Raw genomic sequence first — 20,219 nt, 5'->3', positions numbered from 1 at the left:
GGGCGAGGCCGTTTGGTTATGGAGACGACTCTCCCTCACTGGAGAATCCTGACGCTTGGATGCGGAAATAGGATTTTCGATCGATGATTTGAAGTTCACATCCGGGGCAGGTGCTGGTTCCCAAAGTTCGGCCATCCCATGGCTGCTGGCAGCGGGGGCAGGCCAGACCCGCACGGATCTGGAGGCGGCGGTGGTGTTTGGCAATAAGCGCGAAGAGAGACAAGGGGGCGAGGCTGGCGATGAGCGCGACGAGGCCAGCGGACTTTGCTGGAAGTGAGTCTAGAGTGACCGTGCTGGCGAAGACGTACCAGCAAGCTACCGTCAGTAGAATCACCCCGAGAGCTGCTGACAATCGCCAGGCTCGGTTGCGATTGAAGAATTGATTCAGACGGGTTTTGAATGCTTCCTTGGATACGAGCGGGCCAAACTCAGGCGGGCGGGTATCATTTTCCTCAATGGGATCACTCACTGCCGGTTGGCAACAATGCGGACATGCGCCTGTACTTGCCAGTATGGGGCGGTCGAAGGGGCCAAGACTGGCCTCACAATGCGGGCAGCGTGGGAGGGGGTGTTCGCTGAGATGTCTGCGCAGGCGACGTGAGGACAGCATGGAGACGCCGATCAGCACGCCAAAGAGGACTGCGAGCATCGAGATCGCAAGGGTTTTGGTGAGGACGGGATGATCGCGTGTGAAATCGCGAGTGAAAGTTACTCTGCCGACAACTGCGAGGAACAGCAGGGTGCCGAAGATGGTCGCCAGCTCACGCCCTGCGTTGCTGCGGTGAATGCGGCACCTTGTGTACTCATCGAGTTGATCTGCAATCTCCTGACGTGTCATGCTGGGGGGCGGTGAGGCTGGGCTAGCGGCGATCCGGGCGGTCGCGATTCCCAGGAAAGACCAATGAGATTATTCTCTTGAACCAAGGGGCAGGTGCGGCGCCTTTTTCGGCGATGGGAAATTGGGCAAACAGTTTGGGCCAACGGGTCCGGAATATTTTCTCGTCATCCTCCGGCCATGCGGTTCCGACGGGTTCATCTGGGTCCAGACTGAGGCAGGATTCGGGCAGGTCGCCTGCAAGTTTCTCGTGAACCTGCGAGGCTACGTAGGCGAACTCCTCGAACGAAGCGCTTCGGAATTCCAGGCCGGGGTAATCCGCCAGTGAGTCAGGGTTGATCAAGGCCTGCTGATACCAGTCTTTGCCCCGACTGATCAGCCAGGACCTGAAGTCTGCGAAGCCGTCGTCAGAACATCCACCGTTGATGAGATAGGCAGCACCCCAGAGTTCCCAAGAGTAGGCTTGGCGATGATAGACCCCAACGTGATGAGCGAACGCTGCGATCTCATCAGGGAGGAGTTTTCGCAGCTCTTTTGCCAGCGTTCCGGCTTGCTCGTCAGTCTTTCCTGAGCAGGCGTCAAAACTCTTTTGGATGATCAGCCAGAAGTGTTCTTCCGTCATGGGAGGTGGGTTTTCTATTCGCTGGCTATGGTGGGATGGACTTTGTACGTCGCGAGGCTGCCGTCCGATCGCCTAACGGTAAGGATCTCATTTGTGAGTGATACGAGGTACAGCTCACTGCCGAGCTTTTTGCCAATCGGGTCGAAGAAAAACAGCCGACCTCGAATGAGCCGCCATCCCAGGAGGGGGCTGGTAAACTTGCCACCGGATCCAGCGGTAACGGCGACGTAGCCTCCTTTGCTGAAGGACATGTAGGCGTAGTGGTGGGGATCCAGGGAAACCACGGTGAGGCCTTCGACTTGTTCCTTCGTCCATGGGATCGTATCGTGGAATGCTGCCGCTTCAGCAGAAAGTGGAGGAAGCATGCGGCAGGATGTGGCAAGCAGCAAAAAGGGGAGAATGCACGCGAGGAAAAAACAGCGATGCGAAATCGGCTGGAGAAAGGAGGTTGGCACGAGACGGGAGTCGTTGGGCGCCGCTGTTGCAATTCTCGATATCATCAGCGCACAAAATACATCAATCCGGGTTTTGTGCGGCATGGAAAAAAGTTGCTCGCGCGCGGTGCGGGTGTCAGTTGGGCATAGGGCGCGGCGTTCTCACGAACACAGCTACGAGTGCGTGATGGGGCTGAGGCCTGCAGCCGCCTGAACGCAAAAAGCGGCACGCTGTGCGTGCCGCTTTTTGGGAGTGGAAATGGTGGAGGTTTACGTCAGGTGCGACGACGCGGACTGACTGCAGGTCCTTCGCGCTACTCTGACAAAGCCGGCTGGCTGGTGTAGTCCGTGCCGTCGAAGGTGTCCATGGGCACCTGGGTGAAGACTTTGTCGGAAGGGCGGATAACGAAGATCTCACCCAGCACGCGCTCTTGCTCGATCTTCAGGAAGTTGAGCTTCATGAGCTCCAGCATGGCGAGGAAGGTGATGATCACCTCGCTGCGGCTGGTGGCCTCGGTGAAAAGGCTCATGAAGGGCACCTTGCCGCCCACAGGGAGGACGGAGAGGAGGTAGTCGATCTTGTCGCTGACCGTCCACCGGTCGTCCACGATTTCGCGGAGGGTGTGTACGTCCTCGAACTTCTTGAGCACCTTCTGGAAGGCGCGAATGAGGTCGAAAATGCCGATCTGCGGGAGGCCTTCCACCGGAGCGTTGAGGTCGGGCAGTTCGGGGTTGGCCGCAAAGAACTCCGCGCCCGAGCTGTCACGGATATGGAGGAACTGGGCGGCGTCTTTGAACTTCTTGTACTCCACAAGCTGGCGGATGAGTTCCCACCGGGGATCTTCCTCATCGGCTTCTTCATCAGGAGGCTGCACGTCCTTGGGCAGGAGGGTGCGGCTCTTGAGGTACATCAGATTGGCCGCCATCACGATGAACTCGCCGGAGAGTTCGATGTTGAGAGCCTTGAAGGTCTCGATATAGCCGAGGTACTGGCTGGTGATGCGCTCGATGCTGACATCATAGATGTCGATCTCATCTTTCTTGATGAGATAGAGAAGGAGGTCGAGAGGGCCTTCGAAGATTTCGAGCTTAACCTTGTAGTCGCTGTCCGTGTTTTCCACCGCTCCACATAGAACGGTGTTGGCGGTGACGCAAGTATTGTGCGTCAGGCAGCGGTCGGTGGCTCGGTGGAGACTAGGTAGCCGCGGGCGACGGATTCAAAATCAGCAACTTGTGACTTTTCCCAGGCGGCATCGCGGCCCAGTTCCCGGGCGAGCAGGGTGGCCACCTTCGGTGCCATGTGAAAGGCAGCGCGGGCATTTAGTAGAAGGGCGCGGGTCCTGCGGGAGAGGATGTCCTCCACGGTGCGGGCCATCTCCCGACGCGCGGCCCAGATGACCTCTGCGGCGGTGTAGGGGAGGGCGGGATCGAGTGGCTCGCCCAAGGACGGATCCTCCGTAATAAGGGCCTGAATCTCGTGGGCGTCGGTGCCGTACACCCCCAGCGGGCCCAGATCGGCGGTGTGGGTGTGGTAGCCGTGGATGTTGAGGGTCTTGGTGACGCAGGGCTTGTCGGGCAGGTTGCCCAAGGTGGCGGCCTGGTCCACGCAGTCCTGGGCCATGTTGCGGTAGGTGGTCCACTTCCCGCCGGCGATACTGAGCAGGCCGCTCTGGTCGATGTGAATGGTGTGGTCCCGGGAAAGGGAGGCGGTGTTTTTACCATCGCCCACCTTGGCCAGGGGGCGGATGCCGGCGAAGGCACTCAGGATGTCTGCCCGGGTGGGTTTCTTGTCCAGATAGAGGGCGGCCGTAGCCAGCATGAACTCGATCTCCTGGTCCATGGGCACCGGCTCCAGCGGGGCGTGGTCGATGGCCGTGTCGGTGGTGCCCACCAGAGTGTGGCCGTGCCAGGGGATGGCGAACATGACGCGGCCATCGCTGGTGTGTGGCACCATGATGGCGGTGTCGCCGGGGAGGAAGGATCGGTCCAGCACGATGTGGGCACCCTGGCTGGGGGCGATCATGGGCGTGATGTTGGTGTCAGCGAGCTTCCGCACGGCATCGGTGAAAGGGCCGGTGGCGTTGATGACCACATGGGCATCGGCCTCAAAGGTCTGGCCGGACTCGAGATCCTGCCAGGTGACACCGTGAACCAGGTTGTCGGGTCCTTTCCTCAAACCGGTGACTGGAGCATAGTTCAGCAGCACCGCGCCCTGGGTGGCGGCGGTGGCGGCCATGTTGATGAGCAGGCGTGAGTCATCGAACTGTCCGTCGTAATATACCACCCCGCCCACGAGGCCTTCGGTCTTCACATTGGGAAGTCGGCGCAGGGTTTCCTCCTTGGAAATGAACTGGGAGGGGCCAAAGCCGTACTTGCCGGAGAGCATCTGGTAGAGCTTCAGTCCGATGCCGTAGAAGGGACCCTCCCACCAGGAATAACTGGGGACGACAAAAGGCAGCTCGGTGACGAGGTGCGGGGCGTTTTGCCGGAGCATGCCGCGCTCCTTGAGCGCCTCCATCACAAGCGCGACATTGCCTTGCTCAAGATAGCGCACGCCGCCATGCACCAGCTTGGTGCTGCGGCTGGAGGTGCCCTTGCCCAAGTCGTGCTGCTCAAGCAGGAGCACGCTGTAGCCCCGGGTGGCCGCGTCCACCGCCACGCCCACCCCGGTGGCTCCGCCGCCGATGACGACAATGTCCCAGATGCCTTGATGACCCTGGACCGACTTGAGCATTTCGGAGCGATTCATAGGAGGAGGGGGAAGGGGAGTTGAGATGCCGCTGCGCGGCTGTTGAGACGCTACGCTGGTTGAGACGGCGCAAGCGCCTGGTTGAGAAGTTTCGACGGAGTGGAAAGTCAGGGGGCTGGAAGGGACCAATAGGCGAGGGCTTGGACCGCTTCTTTCTGTTTGATCCGGCAGTCAGGGCTGTTGGTGAGGTGGTGAATGTAACAGCGGACTGATTCCCGTTGGGCGAGGTCAAGCAGCTTGAACTTTTCCAGGTTATGTGATGAGAGGTCGGTAAGTCTGTAGATAGTGCCGTAGTCTTCGTCCTGAAGAAGGGAGGCGATCAGAAATGCGGGTAGATGGAACCGCATGCCTTCCCCGTCAAAGAAGCTGAGGCTGCTGTGGCAGGCGTTCAGCGTGTTGCGGTCAATCCGATGCCAGTCGGCTTTTTCATCCTTGGCACGCAATGCAGCGCAGGTCCTTTCGTCTGCATAGTCATCCAGACCTTGGGCTTGGTGCAATCCAATACCATTCCCGAGTGTCACCCGTGAAAAGGCGGCATCGATCATTTCGATGATCTGCTGGGCTCTTTGCTCGCCGGGCGCAGGTATTTCCGCGTCCCCCATGACGACTCCGTCGTTGCTTCGGGCACGGAACTCAGTGATTCGTTCTGGCGAAGGTGAGGACAACTGGGGTTGAGGCCGCAAGAGCCTGGTTTAGCCGGCCCGGCTGAGCGCGGTTTTAGAGGTTACGCGGGATGAGAGGGCGTAGTTGCGTTTTGAATGGGAGGAGCAGGTTCCGGCTGGGCCTGCATTTTGGTTCTGTCTAAAAGGATACCGGCTGCGATCTTGATGAACAAGGTATAAATGATAAGCTCCAGGGCCCAGATGCCGGCGGTGACTTTCCATTCGATGTCGCTGGGACGGTACTCGACGATCTCGTGCAAGGTGGAGGGCACGCACCCGAGAATGATGAGGCGAGTGGTGGGGCACGATCATGGCGCTGCCGGATGGGTTTCGGCTGGTGAGGAGCAGGAGTGTCGTCGTGACCTGTGCGGCTGCGGGTCACTAGTCTGTGTGAGATCTCGCGTCGATGATGCGTTGTTTCATGGCCGCCAGATGCTCTGTAAGGTGTTCAAAGGGATCACCAGCAGGAATCGATGCGAATTCATCGGGATTGGCCTCGGCAAAGCTGATCAAGAGATCGGCCAGTTCGAGGACGCTGTCAGCCTGCCGCTCAATGGGTTTGCGCTGTTCGCGGGTCTGCTCCCAATAGGCCTCCTGTTCGTCGGGAGTGCCAAGCGCCCGTTGTTGGCCGTAGTATTCTCTCAGCGCCCCGGCGGCCTCCAGTGTTTTGAATGCTCCGATGGCGCGGAATGCCTCGGGATGGTTGTAAATCATGGAAACGCGGCGGAAGAAGTCGCCGTCGTTGGAAAGAGTTTCATAGAAGTAGCGAAGCATTCTCCAGTCCTGCTGGCATGGGCTGAGAATTTCATGTATCTGCTCCTCGGATGCGAAGTGCCACTGCAGACCAAGGGCATCCTTCAGTTTTGCATCGATTCCGGCATCATAGTCGCTCATCCGGTTGTTTTTTTCCTGGAGGGCTTGATGCGCCGCGACCATGGCAGCCATGTGCTCGGGAGTGAAGGATTGCATGGGGTGGATGGGTGGTGTCACCATTGTAGGGCTGGATTGCGGGAACGCGAATGGTGGGGTGATTGGAGATCTGTCGCGAGAGCGGGCCTTCTGCAGGATACAGAAGGTGGCACGCAAGATGCGCGCTCCACTGCGTCGTGGAATGGGGGCTGCGTAGAGCAGACAAGGTGCCGATCAGTCACTCAAATCCCCAGACGGCACGGGTGCGCCAGCGGCTCTTACAATCGGGACATACGAAGACGCCATCCGATTGATTCTTCTTCGCATCCCAACCTTGGGACATGGGAGTTGAGCAACTCGGGCAGGGCGCCGAGTTGGCGCGGGCGAAGGTTCGGAACATCCACAGGAACGCGACGAAGGCGATGACGCCGCCGATGATCTGGACGATGATGGAGTTCCATTTGAGGCCGAGGCCGAAGACACCGATGCCTGCGGCCATGCCGAGCCAGCATGGTAGGAAGTACCCAAAGGTGCGCCGGTAGTGTCCAGGGAGGACAGGGATGTCGGCAGGCGGTGGCGAGGGTGAGGGATTCATGAGAGGAGCGTGGAGTTCACGAAAGGTGTGTGGGCTGACCCGTCGGGCTGCCGGGAAAAGCAGGCCAGCGGCCTGTGCTCCCCCAAGCTGCTATTAGGATGACGGCGGTGTATTACTACCTTGCACTTGCGTCCACTGCTTACCTCTAGCCCCTCACTTCTTACCGGCTTTCCGTGCTGCGCGTTTTTTCCCTGCTGCTCCTTTCGCTTCATGCGGTTCCCATTCCTTGGCGCGACCAAGGGCTTCGTTCCAGCGGCTGCGGAGCTCCTGGACGCGGGCTTTGGGCATTTTAGGTTCGAAGGTCTTGTCCACCTGCCACTGGGTGGAGATTTCGGCGGTGTTTTTCCAATAACCGACAGCGAGGCCGGCGAGGTAGGCGGCTCCGAGAGCGGTGGTTTCGACCACGGCGGGGCGAATGACGGGTACGCCTAGGATGTCGGCCTGGAACTGCATGAGAGGCTCGCTGCGGGAGGCGCCGCCGTCCACGCGGAGCTCGGGGAGTTTCTTGCCGGTGTCGGCGTGCATGGCGTCGAGCAGGTCGGCCACCTGGAAGGCAACACCTTCAAGCGCGGCACGGGCGATGTGGGCGGCGGAGGTGTCGCGGGTGAGGCCGACGATGGTGCCGCGGGCGTAGGCATCCCAGTGCGGGGCGCCGAGCCCGGCGAAGGCGGGTACGAGGAAAACACCCCCGCTGTCCGGGACGGAGGCGGCGAGGAGATCGACCTCCTGGGCCGAGCGGACCAGCTGGAGGCCGTCGCGGAGCCATTGCACGACCGCGCCGCCGATGAAGACGCTGCCTTCCAGGGCGTACTCGAGCTTGCCTTTGCTGCCGAGCTGCCAGGCCACCGTGGTGAGGAGGCGTTGTTTGGAGGCGACAGGCTTGGTGCCGATGTTCTGGAGCATGAAACAACCGGTGCCGTAAGTGTTCTTGGCCAGACCTGGCTTCACACACATCTGACCGAAGAGGGCGGCCTGCTGGTCACCCGCGATGCCGGCAACAGGCACGTGAGCGAGGCCGAGGGAGGTGCTGACTTCCCCGTACACTTCACTGGAGCTGCGTACCTCTGGCAGCATGCTGGCAGGGATCTTGAAGAGCTTGAGCAGGTCCTTGTCCCAGTCACCCGTGTGGATGTTGTAGAGCATGGTGCGTGAGGCATTGCTCGGATCGGTGACGTGGATGTTCTTGCCGCTGGTGAGCTTCCAGATGAGCCAGGAGTCCACGGTGCCGAAGGCGAGCCTGCCGGCCTCGGCCTTGGCGCGCGCACCGGGGACGTTCTCAAGGATCCAGGCTACTTTTGTGGCGGAGAAGTAGGCATCGAGGATGAGGCCGGTCTTCTTCTGGATCACCTTGTCATGCCCGGCGGCCCGAAGCTGGTCGCACATGGAGGCGGTACGGCGGTCCTGCCAGACAATGGCGTTGTAGATGTTCTCACCAGTTTCCTTGTCCCAGACCACTGTGGTTTCACGTTGGTTGGTGATGCCGATGCCGGCGACGTCACTGGGGCGGATGCGGGCACGTCCCAAAGCCTCGACAGCGACCGCCATCTGGGAGAACCAGATCTCCTGGGGATCGTGCTCCACCCAGCCGGGCTTGGGGAAGATCTGCCGGATTTCCTTCTGAGCGACGGAACAGATTTTTCCGTCGTGGTCGAAGAGGATGGACCGCACGCTGGTCGTGCCGGCATCGAAGGACATGATGTAGGGCATACAAATGATAAATTGGGAATTAGGAATGATGAATTGTGAAAGAGGATCGCCAGTCTCTCAGGCATAGAGGGCGCGGTGGAGGAAGGCGCCCGCGAGGCCGCCGATGATGGGACCAACGATGGGTACGATGGCATAACCCCAGTCGGAGGAGCCTTTGCCAGCAATAGGCAGGAGGGCGTGGGCGAGACGGGGGCCGAGGTCGCGGGCGGGGTTGATGGCATAGCCCGTGGGACCGCCGAGAGAGAGGCCAATGGCGAAAACGAGGAGGCCGACGAGCATGGGGCCGAAGCCAGTGGCCCAGCCGTTATCAACGAGGTTCGTGCTGCTGGGGATGGCAAGGGCACCAAAGACGAGGACGGCGGTGCCGATGATCTCGCAGATCAAGTTGGAGAGGCGGTTCCGGATGGCGGGGATGGTGCAGAAGACTCCCAGCTTGGTGGGAGCGTCCTTTGTAGCGCCCCAGTGGGGCAGATAGGCCAGCCAGGTAAGCGTGGCCCCAAGGAAGGCACCGAGGAGCTGGGCGATGAGATAGCCGGGAACGTCGGCCGCCTTGAACTTGCCAATGGCAGCGAGGGCAATGGTGACTGCGGGATTCAGATGGGCCCCGCTGAGCTTTCCCACCGCATAGGCGGCGAGCATGACCCCCAGGCCCCATCCCGCAGTGATAACGATCCAGCCACCGCCATTGCCCTTGGACTTGGTCAGGACCACGTTGGCCACGACGCCGTTTCCAAACAGGATGAGGAGGGCAGTTCCGACAAGTTCAGCCAGGTAGGGAGACATGATGGGTGGGTGGTGGATGTTGGAATGAGCAGTGCGGCAATTATTGGGATGCCCGGAGGAAGGAGCGTGCTGCTGATGCGTTTATTTTGAAGAATTAGTGTTGATTGTACCGGGAGCGTTGGAGCGAGACAATGGTGAAAAGAGGAGGGGGAGAGAGTTGAGGCGCTGCGCTGGTTGAGACAGCGATGACGCCGGAAGAGCTGCTTGTGGTGAGCGCCAAGTGCTGGTGAGGGATTGAAGGAAATCACGGAGGTGGCAAAGCGCTGTTGCACCTCGTGTGAACGTCTAGAACCTTTCGACGCCTGAGTAGTACAGCTTGCGTGCCGGGGGCTTCGGTAGTGGTCCGCAGACCATTTCTTGCTACTGGATTCGCCAGGGCGGTGAAGCTCACTGTAGTTCCAGAATCCTGCTGCGCGGGCACAAAAAAGGCGAACTGCCTGGCAGTTCGCCTCGAATCTCAAGTCTTCTGTCTTCCGCGAAGCGGGTGGCCCTCAGTGCGCGTGGGCGTGGCTCAGGCCATGGGAGCCGTGTCCGGCTCTCTCTTGATCGCGGAAGGCGCAGTGGCCAGTGCGGCCGAGTTGATCGCACTTGGCGACGATGCGGATGGTCTTGGAAGCCGGGGTGAAACCGAGACGACGAGTGATGCAGTCTTCCATCACCGCAATGTGGTCGTCCTCAAATTCAACGACCCGGTCACAGTCCACGCAGATAAGGTGGTTGTGTTCCGGTTTGTCCAGGAAGTTGGGGTCGTAGTAAGTCTGATCGCGGCCGAGGTCTACCTCGCGCAACAGGCCGCAATCCACCAGCAGACTGAGGGTGCGGTAAACGGTAGCGCGAGAGATGGTGCGGTCGATGCGGCGCGACATGGCGTGCAGATCTTCCGCGTTGAAGTGTTCCTGCGTGCCAAAGGCAGCCTCGATGATGACATCGCGTTGCTTGGTGCGGCGAAGTCCCTTGCTGGCAAGGAAGGATTCCAGGGTCTGTCGGATGGCCTCGGTCATTTCTTATCCATTGTTCTCATGCGGAATGGAATCGTCAACCCTAGATGCATCCGGGTTTGACGGCAGTTTGCTCTGGATGGAGCGTGAATTGATGTTGATTCTAGATCTCTATAAGCGTTCTGCCCGAAAAGGCAAGCCGGGTGGGCGGCCCCTGAGGGCGACCTGGATGGCGTGCGCCTTCGCTCTGGCAGCGACGGCCTGTCATCCGGAAAATACGGCCCCCAGCAAGCCATTGGACGCTGCGTTTATCCGGCTGTCACCAGCAGAGGTGGCGGCGCTGCCGACGGCTGTTCGCTTTGATGCGCCGATGGGCACGGAAAGCGGTGCCTTCACTTACAATGCTCAGCGATTTCGCGTGAACCGCCATTTGGGCGATGATCTCAACGGTATCGGTGGATGGAACTCGGATTTGGGAGATCCCGTCTATGCCAGCGGTGTGGGGAAGGTGATCTATGCGGGCTGGGTGGGACCAGGGTGGGGGAACATGGTGATCCTTGCGCATCAGGTGCCAGATGCCTCTGCGCCAATGGGATATCGTGTGTATCAAACCATCTATGCGCATCTGGATGAGATCCTGACCCAGTGCGATGCAGTGCTGCCCCGGGGTAAACAGCTCGGCACGGTGGGCACGGCCAACGGAAGGTACTTGGCGCATCTTCACTTCGAAGTGAGGGAGAGTCTCTCGGTGTATCCAGGCATCGGCTATGCGGATGCGCCTCTGGATCGCGTGCCACCTGAGGAGTTTCTGAAGCGGTACCGTGGAAAGGGTGGGGACCTGCTTTTGCCCGGGATGAGGGAATGAGGAGGGTGGAGTTTGGAATGGCGCCTGACCCTGCTGCAGGATGCCTGTGTCACGGATCAAAGCGGTAGGCGCAACTGCGTGCGGACGGGAGGGACGAGGGTGGAGACGCCGATACCAATGAGCCGAAGTGGGGACTTGACCAGCTGATGGCGCGCCAGGAGGTGGCAGGCGAGCCGGTAGATCTCGTCGGTCTGTGTGAGCGGATCATCCACGCGGAGTTGCCGGGTGAGAGTGGTGAAGTCGCTGTAGCGGACTTTGACCTGGATGGTGAGGGCTCCGACGCCTTCCTTCTCCAAGGTCTGGGCAACGTCGAGCGCCAGTTCTTTGAGGGCGGTACGGAGCGTGGGACGATCGTCCGTGTCGTTGAGGAAAGTGTTCTCGGAACTGATGCTCTTCCGCTCGTCGGTGGGGTCAACGGGGCGGTCATCGGTGCCAAGGGCACGCTGTTTTAGAGTCGCGGACCATGAGCCGAGGATGTCATTCAGCGGGATCGTGGTCTCCTGGAGGTCCCCCACGGTCATGAAACCGCGCTCGTTGAGTTCCTTGGCAGTGACAGGACCGACACCGTGGATGGCTCCGACAGGCAAGGGACGGAGGAATGCGATCTTGTCGCGCTCCCGGATGAGGGTGAGACCGTCGGGCTTCTGAAAGCCGCTGCCCAGCTTGGCGAGGAACTTGTTGGAACCGAGGCCCACGGTGGCGGTGAGTTGCACCTCCTGCTTGATGCGGGCTTTGATCTCGCGGGCCATGGCCTCGGCGGCCTCCAGCGCAGTGTCCTGGTCGTCGTAGTCCTGGAAGGAAGGGCTGACGTCAAGGTAGGCTTCGTCTACCGATACCTGCTCGATACAGGCGCTGAAGAGCTGCAGGACCTGCATGATCTTTGCCGACTCTGCACGGTACACGTGCATGCGGGGGCGGACGAAGATGCCCTGCGGGCAGAGTTTTCCTGCGGTGCGGGAGGGCATGGCTGAGTGCACTTTGAAGGCGCGGGCTTCATAGCTGGCCGCGCAGACTACCCCGCGTTGATCTGGCGGGGAACCGACAATGACGGGCTTGCCCTGGAACTCTGGATGATCACGCTGCTCGATGGACGCGAAGAACGCGTCCATATCCACGTGCATGACGATCCGGGGCTGAGCCATTGATGAGAGAGTACGGCGGGCAACCGGTCTTTGACGGTGCCAGGGGCGACTCCTCTTTAGCCCATGGCACAAAGGTGGGCCAGTGCGGGGAGAGGATCCGAGCTGGTTTCCCTTCGGAAATCGAAGGTGGAGGCGGCAGCAGGCGAAGGACCGTCGTCCGCCACCATCATCGGGAGATCGGCGTGGAACCGCAGGCGGAACTGCTGCCCGCCGTGCTGGATGAGCAGGAGGGAGGGGCGGTCCTGTCCTTCACCGCTCCAGAAACAGTGGCGGATGGCATCCACCAAGCCGGGGATCTTGCCCTGCCCGCGATCGGGGAAGTGGCGTTCTGTTCCTTCGTGAAGCAACACCCACTCCTGGCGCTCTGGGACGCTGCTGACGATGTAAACCAATTCTTGGGAGGCGGGTTGGGGATTGGATTTCATGTGTTCATATGAACACTTTGTGTGGAGTCTGTCAATCGAGATTTTGGGCGAGGGCGTGGGGAGTTGCGGGGGACGCGCAGGTAATCCCGTGAAAGCCAGTGTCTGGCAGTGAACTTCTCTACGGAAGGCCATCCAGGCGGCCGCTACTCCTTCAGAGGTGTTCCATCTGGCGCATCTAACGCCGGCTCACTGAACCATCGAGCTACCTGCTCACCGCACCACGCTCGTCACCGGCATCTTCTCCGCGCCGGGAGAGCGTGGGGAAACACTGGCAACGGTGGCGTGGGGAATGATCTCCGGTGCGTGAATCTCACCGCGCCAGGCCTTGGGTGGGGTGCCACGCGCTTCGATGAAATCCTTGAAGCATTGGAGGTCGCGGGCGATGCGGAGGGAAACGAGGCCGAGAAGGGCTCCGAGGTTCTCCACCACGCCTTCTGGGGCGTATGCCATGCGCAGGGTGACCATGGTGGCATCATCGGCCAAGGACTCAAACGTCACGCGCCCTGTGCTGCGGGGGCCTTCGGTGCTTTGCCAGGCGATAAATTGATCGGGCACTTGCTCGATGATCTCTGCCTCCCAAGTCTTGATGAATCCACCCATCTCCACTTCCCAGTGAAGGTGGCTGTCATCGATCTGCCGGACTTCTTTGACCCCTTCCATGAAATGCGGGAAGTCTTCAAACTGGGTCCACTGGTCGTACACCACTTTGACCGGTCGTTCGATGCGGATGGATTCTTCGACGGAGTTCATTGTCAGGCTGCAAGGAGTCAATGCTATATCGCCAATGGAGGGAGGATTGGACGCCGCATACACCTTTGTGAGGATAGAGTTGTCGCCAACGCCACACCGCGAATGGCGGTGATAGGGAGCAGTGACGATGAAGTTCGACAGGGGATGTTGGAAATTGCTCACTTTCAGAAATTAATGAATCGTTTTAACGAGACCCGATTAAATGATGCGCCTTTATCCATCGAAGTATGAAAAACGAGGGAGTGCGTATCGCTGGAAGCCTTGATTTTAGGGCAATAGAGCAGCGCCTCATCAATAAGTGCCATGCGCCGCAACGAGGGCTTTTCCTTGTCGGGATGGCTTTATAGAATCACCCAGCCGAAACGATGGCGGCTTCCGATTCGAACTTTATCCCTAACTCGATAGCTACAGCCTGAGCATGACCTCCTTGCCAACGATTTCCCCCCAGGTTTCAGCGTTTCAATGGCCGGAGGCAGGCGGTGAGATGGCGCGGCGGATGGCGGAGTTTGATTGGGCGGAGCACCCGCTGGGGCCGCCTGAGGGATGGCCACAGAGTTTGCGCACAACGGTGAGCATTCTGCTGACCTCGCGGTATGACATGTGGTTGGGCTGGGGACCGGAACTCTACTTCTTTTGCAATGATGCCTATCTGCCAACGCTGGGGCTGAAGAAAGACTGGGTGCTGGGGAGGCCAGCCTCTGAAGTATGGGCGGAGGTGTGGGATGACGCCGGGCCAAGATCTGAATCGGTGCTGCAGACAGGGCGGGCGACGTGGGATGAATGCCTGCTGCTTTTTCTGGAGCGCAACGGGTATCCGGAGGAGACCTACCACACCTTTTCCTACAGCCCGGTGCCGGACGATGGCGGGGGCGTGGGCGGGATGTTGTGTGTGGTGACAGAGGAGACCGAACGGGTGATCGGGGAGCGCCGCCTGGCAGTGCTCCAGGATCTGGCGGAGAGCCTGGCCGTGGCCAGTTGCAGTGAGGCACTGATGGAGGAGGTCGGAGGCTGCCTGCAACGGCACCGTGTGGATTTGCCCTTCAGCCTGGTCTACCTCTTTGACAATCATGATCATGGGGCGTCCGGGCAGGCGGTGCTGAGAAGCCAGACCGGCGTGCATCAAGGGGGAGAGCTGGCGCCGGCGGTGCTCTCGTGTGGAACGGACGACGATTCCGGCGCAGGCCCCTGGCCGGTGGCAAGGATCCTGGCTGAGGGCGAGCCGGTGGAGGTGTCGCTGGAACATCTGCAGGACTTGCCGACGGGGCCGTACAGCACCCCGCGTGCCGCAGTGATGCTGCCGTTGTTTCCTCATGGCCAGGAGGAGCCGCCCACGGGCTTTCTGGTGGCGGGGGTGAATCCGTGCCGGCCGCTGGACGGGCCGTATCGTGGATTCCTCGAACTGGTGGCGGGGCAGATCAGCGCCGGGTTGGCCACAGCGGGTGCGTTTGAAATGGAACGCGAGCGGGCGGAATCCCTGCTTGAGCTGGACAGGGTGCGGCGGGAGTCCGCCACGCAGCTCCGGGAGAGCGAGGAAAGAACACGCCTGGCGGTGGAGGCGGGGAAGGTGGGGGTTTGGGACTGGAACCTGGCTGCGGGCACAGTGGGGTGGTCGGAGCTGACGCACCGCATCTTTGGCGTGGAGCCAGGGGGCTTCGACGGCACGTTCGAAGGCTTCCTGGGGCATGTGCATCCCGTGGACCGGGTGCGGGTGGCGGCGGAGGTGAACCGGGCGCATGCGGGAGACGGGAGGTTCAACGGTGAACTGCGCGCGCTGACCCCCTCCGGAGAGGTGCGGTGGATTGAGTGTCATGGGCAGACCGCTTTCAGCCCGCAAGGGGAGCCGGAGCGCATGCACGGCACTGTGCTGGACATCACCGAACGCAAACGGGCGGAGGAACTGTTGCGTGAGACCCGGCTGAGGCTGGAGACGACGCTCTTCGCCGCGGAGATTGGGACGTGGAACTGGGACATCCGCAATGACCAGGTGACTGCAGATGAGAACATGGCGAGGCTTTTCTTCGTGGACGAGCGGGACAAGGATGGCCCGCCCGTGGAGAGGTTCATGGAAATGATCCACCGGGATGATGTGGCGAGGGTGCGACGGGCCATGGACGTTGCGATCTCGGATCCGACCGGGAACTTTGAACAGGACTACCGCGTGGTCTCACCCAAGGGGCAGGTAAGGTGGGTGACGGCCCGCGGCCGGGTGCAGCGGGATTCGACCGGAAAGCCGGAGCGGTTTCCCGGGGTGATCATTGACATCACGGGTCGCAAACAGGCTGAGGAGGATCTGGAGGGGAGCGAGCAGCGGCACCGGAAACTGCTCTCCCTGCTGCCGATTGCGTGCTACACGCTCAACGAGGACGGCTGGCTGACCTTCTACAACGATGCGGCGCGCGAGCTGTGGGGCCGGGCTCCAGACCTGAGCCGGGTGCGGTGGTGCGGGAGCTACCGCATGTGGTCGCTGGACGGGCAGTTCATCCCGCATGACCAGAGCCCCATGGTGGCGGCACTGCGGGAGGCCAGGCCGGCCCGCGGGGCGGAGGTGGTGGTGGAGCGACCGGATGGTACGCGGCGCTGGGTGGCGCTGTCTTCCGATCCGCTGCATGACGCCCGCGGGAGGTGCCGTGGGCTCATCAATGTGGCGCTGGATGTGAGCGACGAGCGGCGGACGCAAAAGGCGCTGGCACAGAGTGAAGCCTTCCTGCAGAGCGTTATTTCATCGACGGCGGACTGCATCATGGTGATGGATCCGCAAGGAGGACTTCAGTGGACAAGTGCCAACGGCATCCGCATGCTGGAGATGGACGAGGCCAGTCTTCCCGCCGGGCGCTCCTGGCTGGACATGTGGCAGGATGAGACCTCTCAACGGGTGGCGCAGGCGGCGCTGCGGCAGGCCAACGCAGGGCAGGTGGGAAGATTCCGTGGCTTCTGCCCCACTTTTGCCGGCACGCCCAAATGGTGGGACGTGATGGTGACCCCGATCCCGGCCCGGGATGGCGGGGCGGCGCGCTTCCTGAGTGTGGCGCGGGATGTGACGGAGCGCACAAACGCAGAGCATGCCCTCAGCCGCCTGGCGGCCATTGTGGAGTCCTCTGATGACGCCATCATCAGCAAGGACCTGGCGGGACGCATCCTGAGCTGGAACAAAGGGGCGGAGCGCCTCTTTGGCTACCAGGCGCGGGAGATCGTGGGGCGGCCGATCATGACGCTGATTCCAGATGACCGGTTCAATGAAGAACACGTCATCCTCGACAAGCTGCGTGCTGGCAGCCGGCTGGAGCACTATGAAACCGTGCGACGGCGGAAGGACGGCACGCATGTGGATGTGTCCCTCACGGTCTCGCCCATCCGCAATGAGCAGGGGGTGATCGTGGGGGCGTCCAAGATCGCACGGGACATCACCCAGAAGAAGCTGGATGAGGCGGAGCTGCGCCGCAGTGAGCGTTTGTACCGGGCGATCGGGGAGTCGATGAACTTTGGCATCTGGATTTGCGATGCAGCGGGGCGCAACCAGTATGCGAGTGATTCCCTGCTCAAGCTGGTGGGCATGACGCAGGCGGAGTTTGCCGGCGATGGATGGATGAAGGCCTTGCACCCGGAGGATGTCCAGACGGTGCGGCTGGCCTGGCGACGGTGTGTGGCGGGACCGGACACCACGTTCTGGGAGAGTGAGCAACGCTTCCGTGGGTTGGATGGTGCCTGGCATCCCGTGCTGGCACGCGGTGTGCCGGTGAGAGATGAGGCCGGGCGGCTCCAGCAGTGGGTGGGGATCAACCTGGACATCTCTGAACTGAAGAAGACAGAGGAGGCTCTGCGCCGCAGCGAAGCGCACCTTACGGCCGTGTTCCAGCAGGCGGGATCCGGCATTGCCCAGACCGATCTGGAGGGGCGGTATGTGATGGTGAATGACGCGTACTGCGAGATCACGGGGCGCACCCGGGAAGAGCTGCTGGGGCAGCAGGTTCATGAAATCACCCATCCGGACGACCGGTTGCACTATGTGGATGCGCACGGGGCTCTGGCGGGAGAGGGGCCGGCCTTCATCATGGAGAACCGGTTTGTGCGGGCGGACGGAGTGGAGGTGTGGGTGCGAAACAGCGTGGTGGGGCTGCGGGACTCCCAGGAGCGTCTCTCCGGGACGCTGAGCATCACCCAGGACATCACGGAGAGCCGCCATGCCGAGGATGCGCTGATGGCGAGCGAGCAGCAGTTGCGGCTCGTGACGGACCATGCCCCAGTGTATCTGGCGCAGGTGGACCGGCACCAGTGCTACAAGTTTGCCAACCGGCCCTATGCGGCGCAGTACGAGCTGGAGGTGCCGCAACTGTTGGGACGCCCCATGCGTGAGGTGATGGGGGAGGCTGCGTATGAGGCTGCCCGCGGCTGTATCGAAGCCGCGCTGGCAGGAGAGCTGGTGGAGTTTGAAATGCAGATCCATTCACCCTCCACCCACGATGAACTGGGCAGCCGATGGATCCACGCCGTCTTCATGCCAGAGTGGCTGCCGGACCAGGGGGATGTGACTGGCTTTGTGCTGGTGCAGACGGATGTCACGAACCGAAAGCAATCCGAGCTGGATCTGGAGCAGGCGCGTGATCAGGCACTGGAAGCGGTGCGGGCCAAGGATGATTTCCTCGCCCGCCTCTCGCATGAGTTGCGTACACCCCTCAGTCCGGTGCTGCTGCTGGCGAGTGAGGGGGCTTCCAATCCGGAGGTGCCGGAATCGGTGCAGGCGGACTTTGATACCATCCGCAAGAACGTCGATCTGGAGGCGCGTCTCATTGATGATCTCCTGGACCTGACGCGCATCACCCGTGGGAAGCTGGCCATGGATCTCCAAAACGTGGATGTCCACCTGGTGCTGCGTGATGCGTTGGACACGGTGCGCCAGGATGCGGAGGAGAAGAGTCTGGTGCTGACGCTGGCTCTCCATGCGACCTCCCGGTTGGTTTGGGGCGACAAGGTCCGGCTCCAGCAGGTGTTCTGGAACCTGCTCAAAAATGCAGTGAAGTTCACGCCGGAGTACGGGGCCATCGTGGTGTCCACCGCGCTTGGGCCGGAGCCGGGCATGGTAATGATCCGTGTCAGCGACAATGGCATGGGCATGACCCTGGAGGAGCAGCAGCGGGTGTTCGAGGCCTTCGCCCAGGGGGAGCATGCCATGCAGGGCGGTTCGCATCGCTATGGCGGACTGGGGTTGGGGTTGACCATCACGCGCATGCTGGTGGAGCTGCATGAGGGGCGCATTCAGGCGATGAGCGAGGGACGCGGCCACGGGACGACGTTTGTGATCACGCTGCCTCTCGTGAAGGCGGCGGCCTCTGCTGACGGCGAAAACAATGGCGGGGATGAGGGTGAGGTGGCTGCGGCCAAGCAGACTGGGGGCCCCATCTCTCCGGCGGTATGGCGGCGCATCTTGCTGGTGGAAGATCATGACGCCACGCGGGCTGCGCTCGGGGTGTTGTTGCGGCGGCGCGGGTATGAAGTATCCGCTGCGTGCAGCGTGGAGGAGGCCCGTCTCCTGGGGAATGAGGGGGCCTTTGATCTCGTGATCTCCGACATCGGTCTGCCGGATGGCTCGGGCTATGAAGTGATGCGCCACCTGAAGTCACTCCAGCCAGAGCTGCGGGGGATCGCGCTCAGCGGCTATGGCATGGAGCAGGATGTGGCCCACAGCCATGAGTCAGGTTTTTCCTTGCACCTGACCAAGCCTGTCCGCGTGGAGGCGCTGGATCAGGCGATTGAGACGGTATTCAGACAGGATTAACAAGATTTTTGAAGATTAACAAGATGGGTAGGTGTGCAAGTTTCGGGGCTAATTTTTGAGGTTTTGACATGCACTAGGTAAATGATATATTGGCGGCTTGTTGCGATGAATCAAGACCCTCCGCCTTTGCCTCCCCAGCCGTTATGCTCATCTGAAAATGTAGATGGGAACTGGGAAGCCGCGTCGAGTTTTCTCACTGCGTTGTTGAGAGCTGCCGCGGTGGTTTTTCTGTTGTTTGGCATTCGAGACCTTGGAGGTATTCCATGGCTTTCGCTCGCCATTTCGATTTGGGAAGATGAGGTTTACGAAGGAATCTTGGTCTGATCGATTGCCGCCATCTTGGTTGGAATTGTCATGTATGTGATAGGGACGATCTTAGTTTGGAATCTGGCCCCAAAAATCTCCTCGCATGCGTGCGGCAAACGGCAGGCTCCGGGGTCTGATGATGCACCACTCAGCGCCAACGAGACCTTCCTTTTCCTCGCGGGTGTTTTTGCCGTGCTTTGGGCGGTGGCTCAAGTCATCCGGATCTTTTGCCCTCCTATGACGTTCGGAGTCCAGCGTGAGGATGTGTTGCCTTAGAGTGTGGGAACGGCGCTTTTGACCCCCACGATCATATTTGGGGTCGGGCTATGGCTCTCTCTGGGGTCACATCGCATTCACACGTGGATGGTGAAGCGGAGAACTGGCCGACAACGACGAAGATGCTGAGACGCCCTCGGGGCGGGCCTCACTGCGCGGGGCAGGGGCCGTCGGTCTGGTTGGCTTCATCGAAGAGCGCCTGGGCTTCTTCGATGTTGGTGCCGAGGCGCCGTTGAATGTGCCACACGACTTCCTCCGAATGCGTGCCGGAAGGCGGCAGGGCGTCGTCTTCCTTGAGGTCGGGATGCAGATCCTGCAGGCGGCGCTTGAGGGTGGCCCAGTCGGATTTGAAAGGTGTCTCAATCATGGCGCAGGAAGGAGTGCGGTGGACAGAAGGGAATCGTTTGCAGGAGAGCGAGCGAGGGGGGCAACTTTCGAAGACTTTCGCCCT

General features: G+C 60.9%; 18 protein-coding genes. 3 read left to right on the top strand and 15 right to left on the bottom strand.

Annotated features, from left to right (window positions below):
• The first annotated feature begins 88 nt into the window (after nucleotides 1-88).
• A complete protein-coding gene (locus tag BV034_RS24690) occupies nucleotides 89-277 on the top strand; it encodes a hypothetical protein (protein ID WP_265593428.1) in 189 nt (62 codons plus the stop codon).
• A 583-nt stretch (nucleotides 278-860) separates the two neighbouring features.
• On the opposite strand, the gene BV034_RS24680 is transcribed toward BV034_RS24690, so the two are convergent.
• The 11 genes from BV034_RS24680 to BV034_RS24630 form a co-directional block, all read right to left on the bottom strand.
• Nucleotides 861-1,457 (bottom strand): DUF4240 domain-containing protein, encoded by a 597-nt coding sequence (locus BV034_RS24680; RefSeq protein WP_050029630.1) that lies wholly within the window; start codon nucleotides 1,455-1,457, stop codon nucleotides 861-863.
• A gap of 14 nt (nucleotides 1,458-1,471) precedes the next feature.
• The gene (locus BV034_RS24675) at nucleotides 1,472-1,822 is read right to left on the bottom strand and encodes a hypothetical protein (RefSeq protein ID WP_050029629.1); all 351 of its coding nucleotides are present in this window, start codon (nucleotides 1,820-1,822) and stop codon (nucleotides 1,472-1,474) included.
• A 383-nt stretch (nucleotides 1,823-2,205) separates the two neighbouring features.
• Nucleotides 2,206-3,012, bottom strand: coding sequence for a segregation/condensation protein A (locus tag BV034_RS24670; RefSeq protein WP_050029628.1), 807 nt, complete (start codon nucleotides 3,010-3,012; stop codon nucleotides 2,206-2,208).
• A 44-nt stretch (nucleotides 3,013-3,056) separates the two neighbouring features.
• Complete coding sequence (locus BV034_RS24665) at nucleotides 3,057-4,640, bottom strand: glycerol-3-phosphate dehydrogenase/oxidase (protein ID WP_050029627.1); 1,584 nt, start codon at nucleotides 4,638-4,640, stop codon at nucleotides 3,057-3,059.
• 107 nt (nucleotides 4,641-4,747) lie between these two features.
• Nucleotides 4,748-5,305 carry a DUF6714 family protein gene (locus BV034_RS24660; protein WP_063768891.1) on the bottom strand — a complete coding sequence of 186 codons (558 nt, stop codon included), beginning with the start codon at nucleotides 5,303-5,305 and terminating at the stop codon, nucleotides 4,748-4,750.
• A 59-nt stretch (nucleotides 5,306-5,364) separates the two neighbouring features.
• Entirely contained in the window at nucleotides 5,365-5,574 is a 210-nt protein-coding gene (locus BV034_RS24655) for a hypothetical protein (RefSeq protein ID WP_081888080.1), read from the bottom strand.
• Between the two features lie 109 nt (nucleotides 5,575-5,683).
• Nucleotides 5,684-6,271, bottom strand: a complete 588-nt coding sequence (locus BV034_RS24650) for a hypothetical protein (RefSeq protein ID WP_265593427.1) — start codon at nucleotides 6,269-6,271, stop codon at nucleotides 5,684-5,686.
• Nucleotides 6,272-6,449: 178 nt separating this feature from the next.
• Nucleotides 6,450-6,806 carry a hypothetical protein gene (locus BV034_RS24645; RefSeq protein ID WP_265593426.1) on the bottom strand — a complete coding sequence of 119 codons (357 nt, stop codon included), beginning with the start codon at nucleotides 6,804-6,806 and terminating at the stop codon, nucleotides 6,450-6,452.
• 153 nt (nucleotides 6,807-6,959) lie between these two features.
• Nucleotides 6,960-8,513 (bottom strand): glycerol kinase GlpK, encoded by a 1,554-nt coding sequence (gene glpK / locus BV034_RS24640; RefSeq protein WP_050029622.1) that lies wholly within the window; start codon nucleotides 8,511-8,513, stop codon nucleotides 6,960-6,962.
• Between the two features lie 57 nt (nucleotides 8,514-8,570).
• Nucleotides 8,571-9,296, bottom strand: a complete 726-nt coding sequence (locus BV034_RS24635; RefSeq protein WP_050029621.1) for an MIP/aquaporin family protein — start codon at nucleotides 9,294-9,296, stop codon at nucleotides 8,571-8,573.
• A gap of 491 nt (nucleotides 9,297-9,787) precedes the next feature.
• The gene (locus BV034_RS24630) at nucleotides 9,788-10,297 is read right to left on the bottom strand and encodes a transcriptional repressor (RefSeq protein ID WP_050029620.1); all 510 of its coding nucleotides are present in this window, start codon (nucleotides 10,295-10,297) and stop codon (nucleotides 9,788-9,790) included.
• Nucleotides 10,298-10,322: 25 nt separating this feature from the next.
• On the opposite strand from BV034_RS24630, the gene BV034_RS24625 reads away from it, so the two are divergent.
• Complete coding sequence (locus BV034_RS24625; RefSeq protein WP_265593425.1) at nucleotides 10,323-11,099, top strand: M23 family metallopeptidase; 777 nt, start codon at nucleotides 10,323-10,325, stop codon at nucleotides 11,097-11,099.
• 56 nt (nucleotides 11,100-11,155) lie between these two features.
• On the opposite strand, the gene dinB is transcribed toward BV034_RS24625, so the two are convergent.
• From dinB to BV034_RS24610, 3 genes are all read right to left on the bottom strand, one after another.
• Nucleotides 11,156-12,241 carry a DNA polymerase IV gene (dinB, locus tag BV034_RS24620; protein WP_050029618.1) on the bottom strand — a complete coding sequence of 362 codons (1,086 nt, stop codon included), beginning with the start codon at nucleotides 12,239-12,241 and terminating at the stop codon, nucleotides 11,156-11,158.
• Between the two features lie 56 nt (nucleotides 12,242-12,297).
• Nucleotides 12,298-12,666 (bottom strand): hypothetical protein, encoded by a 369-nt coding sequence (locus BV034_RS24615; protein ID WP_050029617.1) that lies wholly within the window; start codon nucleotides 12,664-12,666, stop codon nucleotides 12,298-12,300.
• A gap of 210 nt (nucleotides 12,667-12,876) precedes the next feature.
• Nucleotides 12,877-13,416 carry an SRPBCC family protein gene (locus BV034_RS24610; protein WP_050029616.1) on the bottom strand — a complete coding sequence of 180 codons (540 nt, stop codon included), beginning with the start codon at nucleotides 13,414-13,416 and terminating at the stop codon, nucleotides 12,877-12,879.
• Nucleotides 13,417-13,834: 418 nt separating this feature from the next.
• Between BV034_RS24610 and BV034_RS24605 the strand changes: the two genes are divergently transcribed.
• Entirely contained in the window at nucleotides 13,835-19,186 is a 5,352-nt protein-coding gene (locus tag BV034_RS24605) for a PAS domain S-box protein (RefSeq protein ID WP_081888079.1), read from the top strand.
• A 730-nt stretch (nucleotides 19,187-19,916) separates the two neighbouring features.
• Here the strand turns inward: BV034_RS24605 and BV034_RS24595 are convergent.
• The gene (locus BV034_RS24595) at nucleotides 19,917-20,135 is read right to left on the bottom strand and encodes a hypothetical protein (protein ID WP_050029613.1); all 219 of its coding nucleotides are present in this window, start codon (nucleotides 20,133-20,135) and stop codon (nucleotides 19,917-19,919) included.
• Nucleotides 20,136-20,219: the final 84 nt, after the last annotated feature.

It is taken from the genome of Verrucomicrobium sp. BvORR034 (assembly GCF_000739635.1).
Classification (GTDB): domain Bacteria; phylum Verrucomicrobiota; class Verrucomicrobiia; order Verrucomicrobiales; family Verrucomicrobiaceae; genus Verrucomicrobium.
Note: the sequence above shows the minus strand (reverse complement) of the source record. Positions and strands in the feature narration are given on the sequence as shown.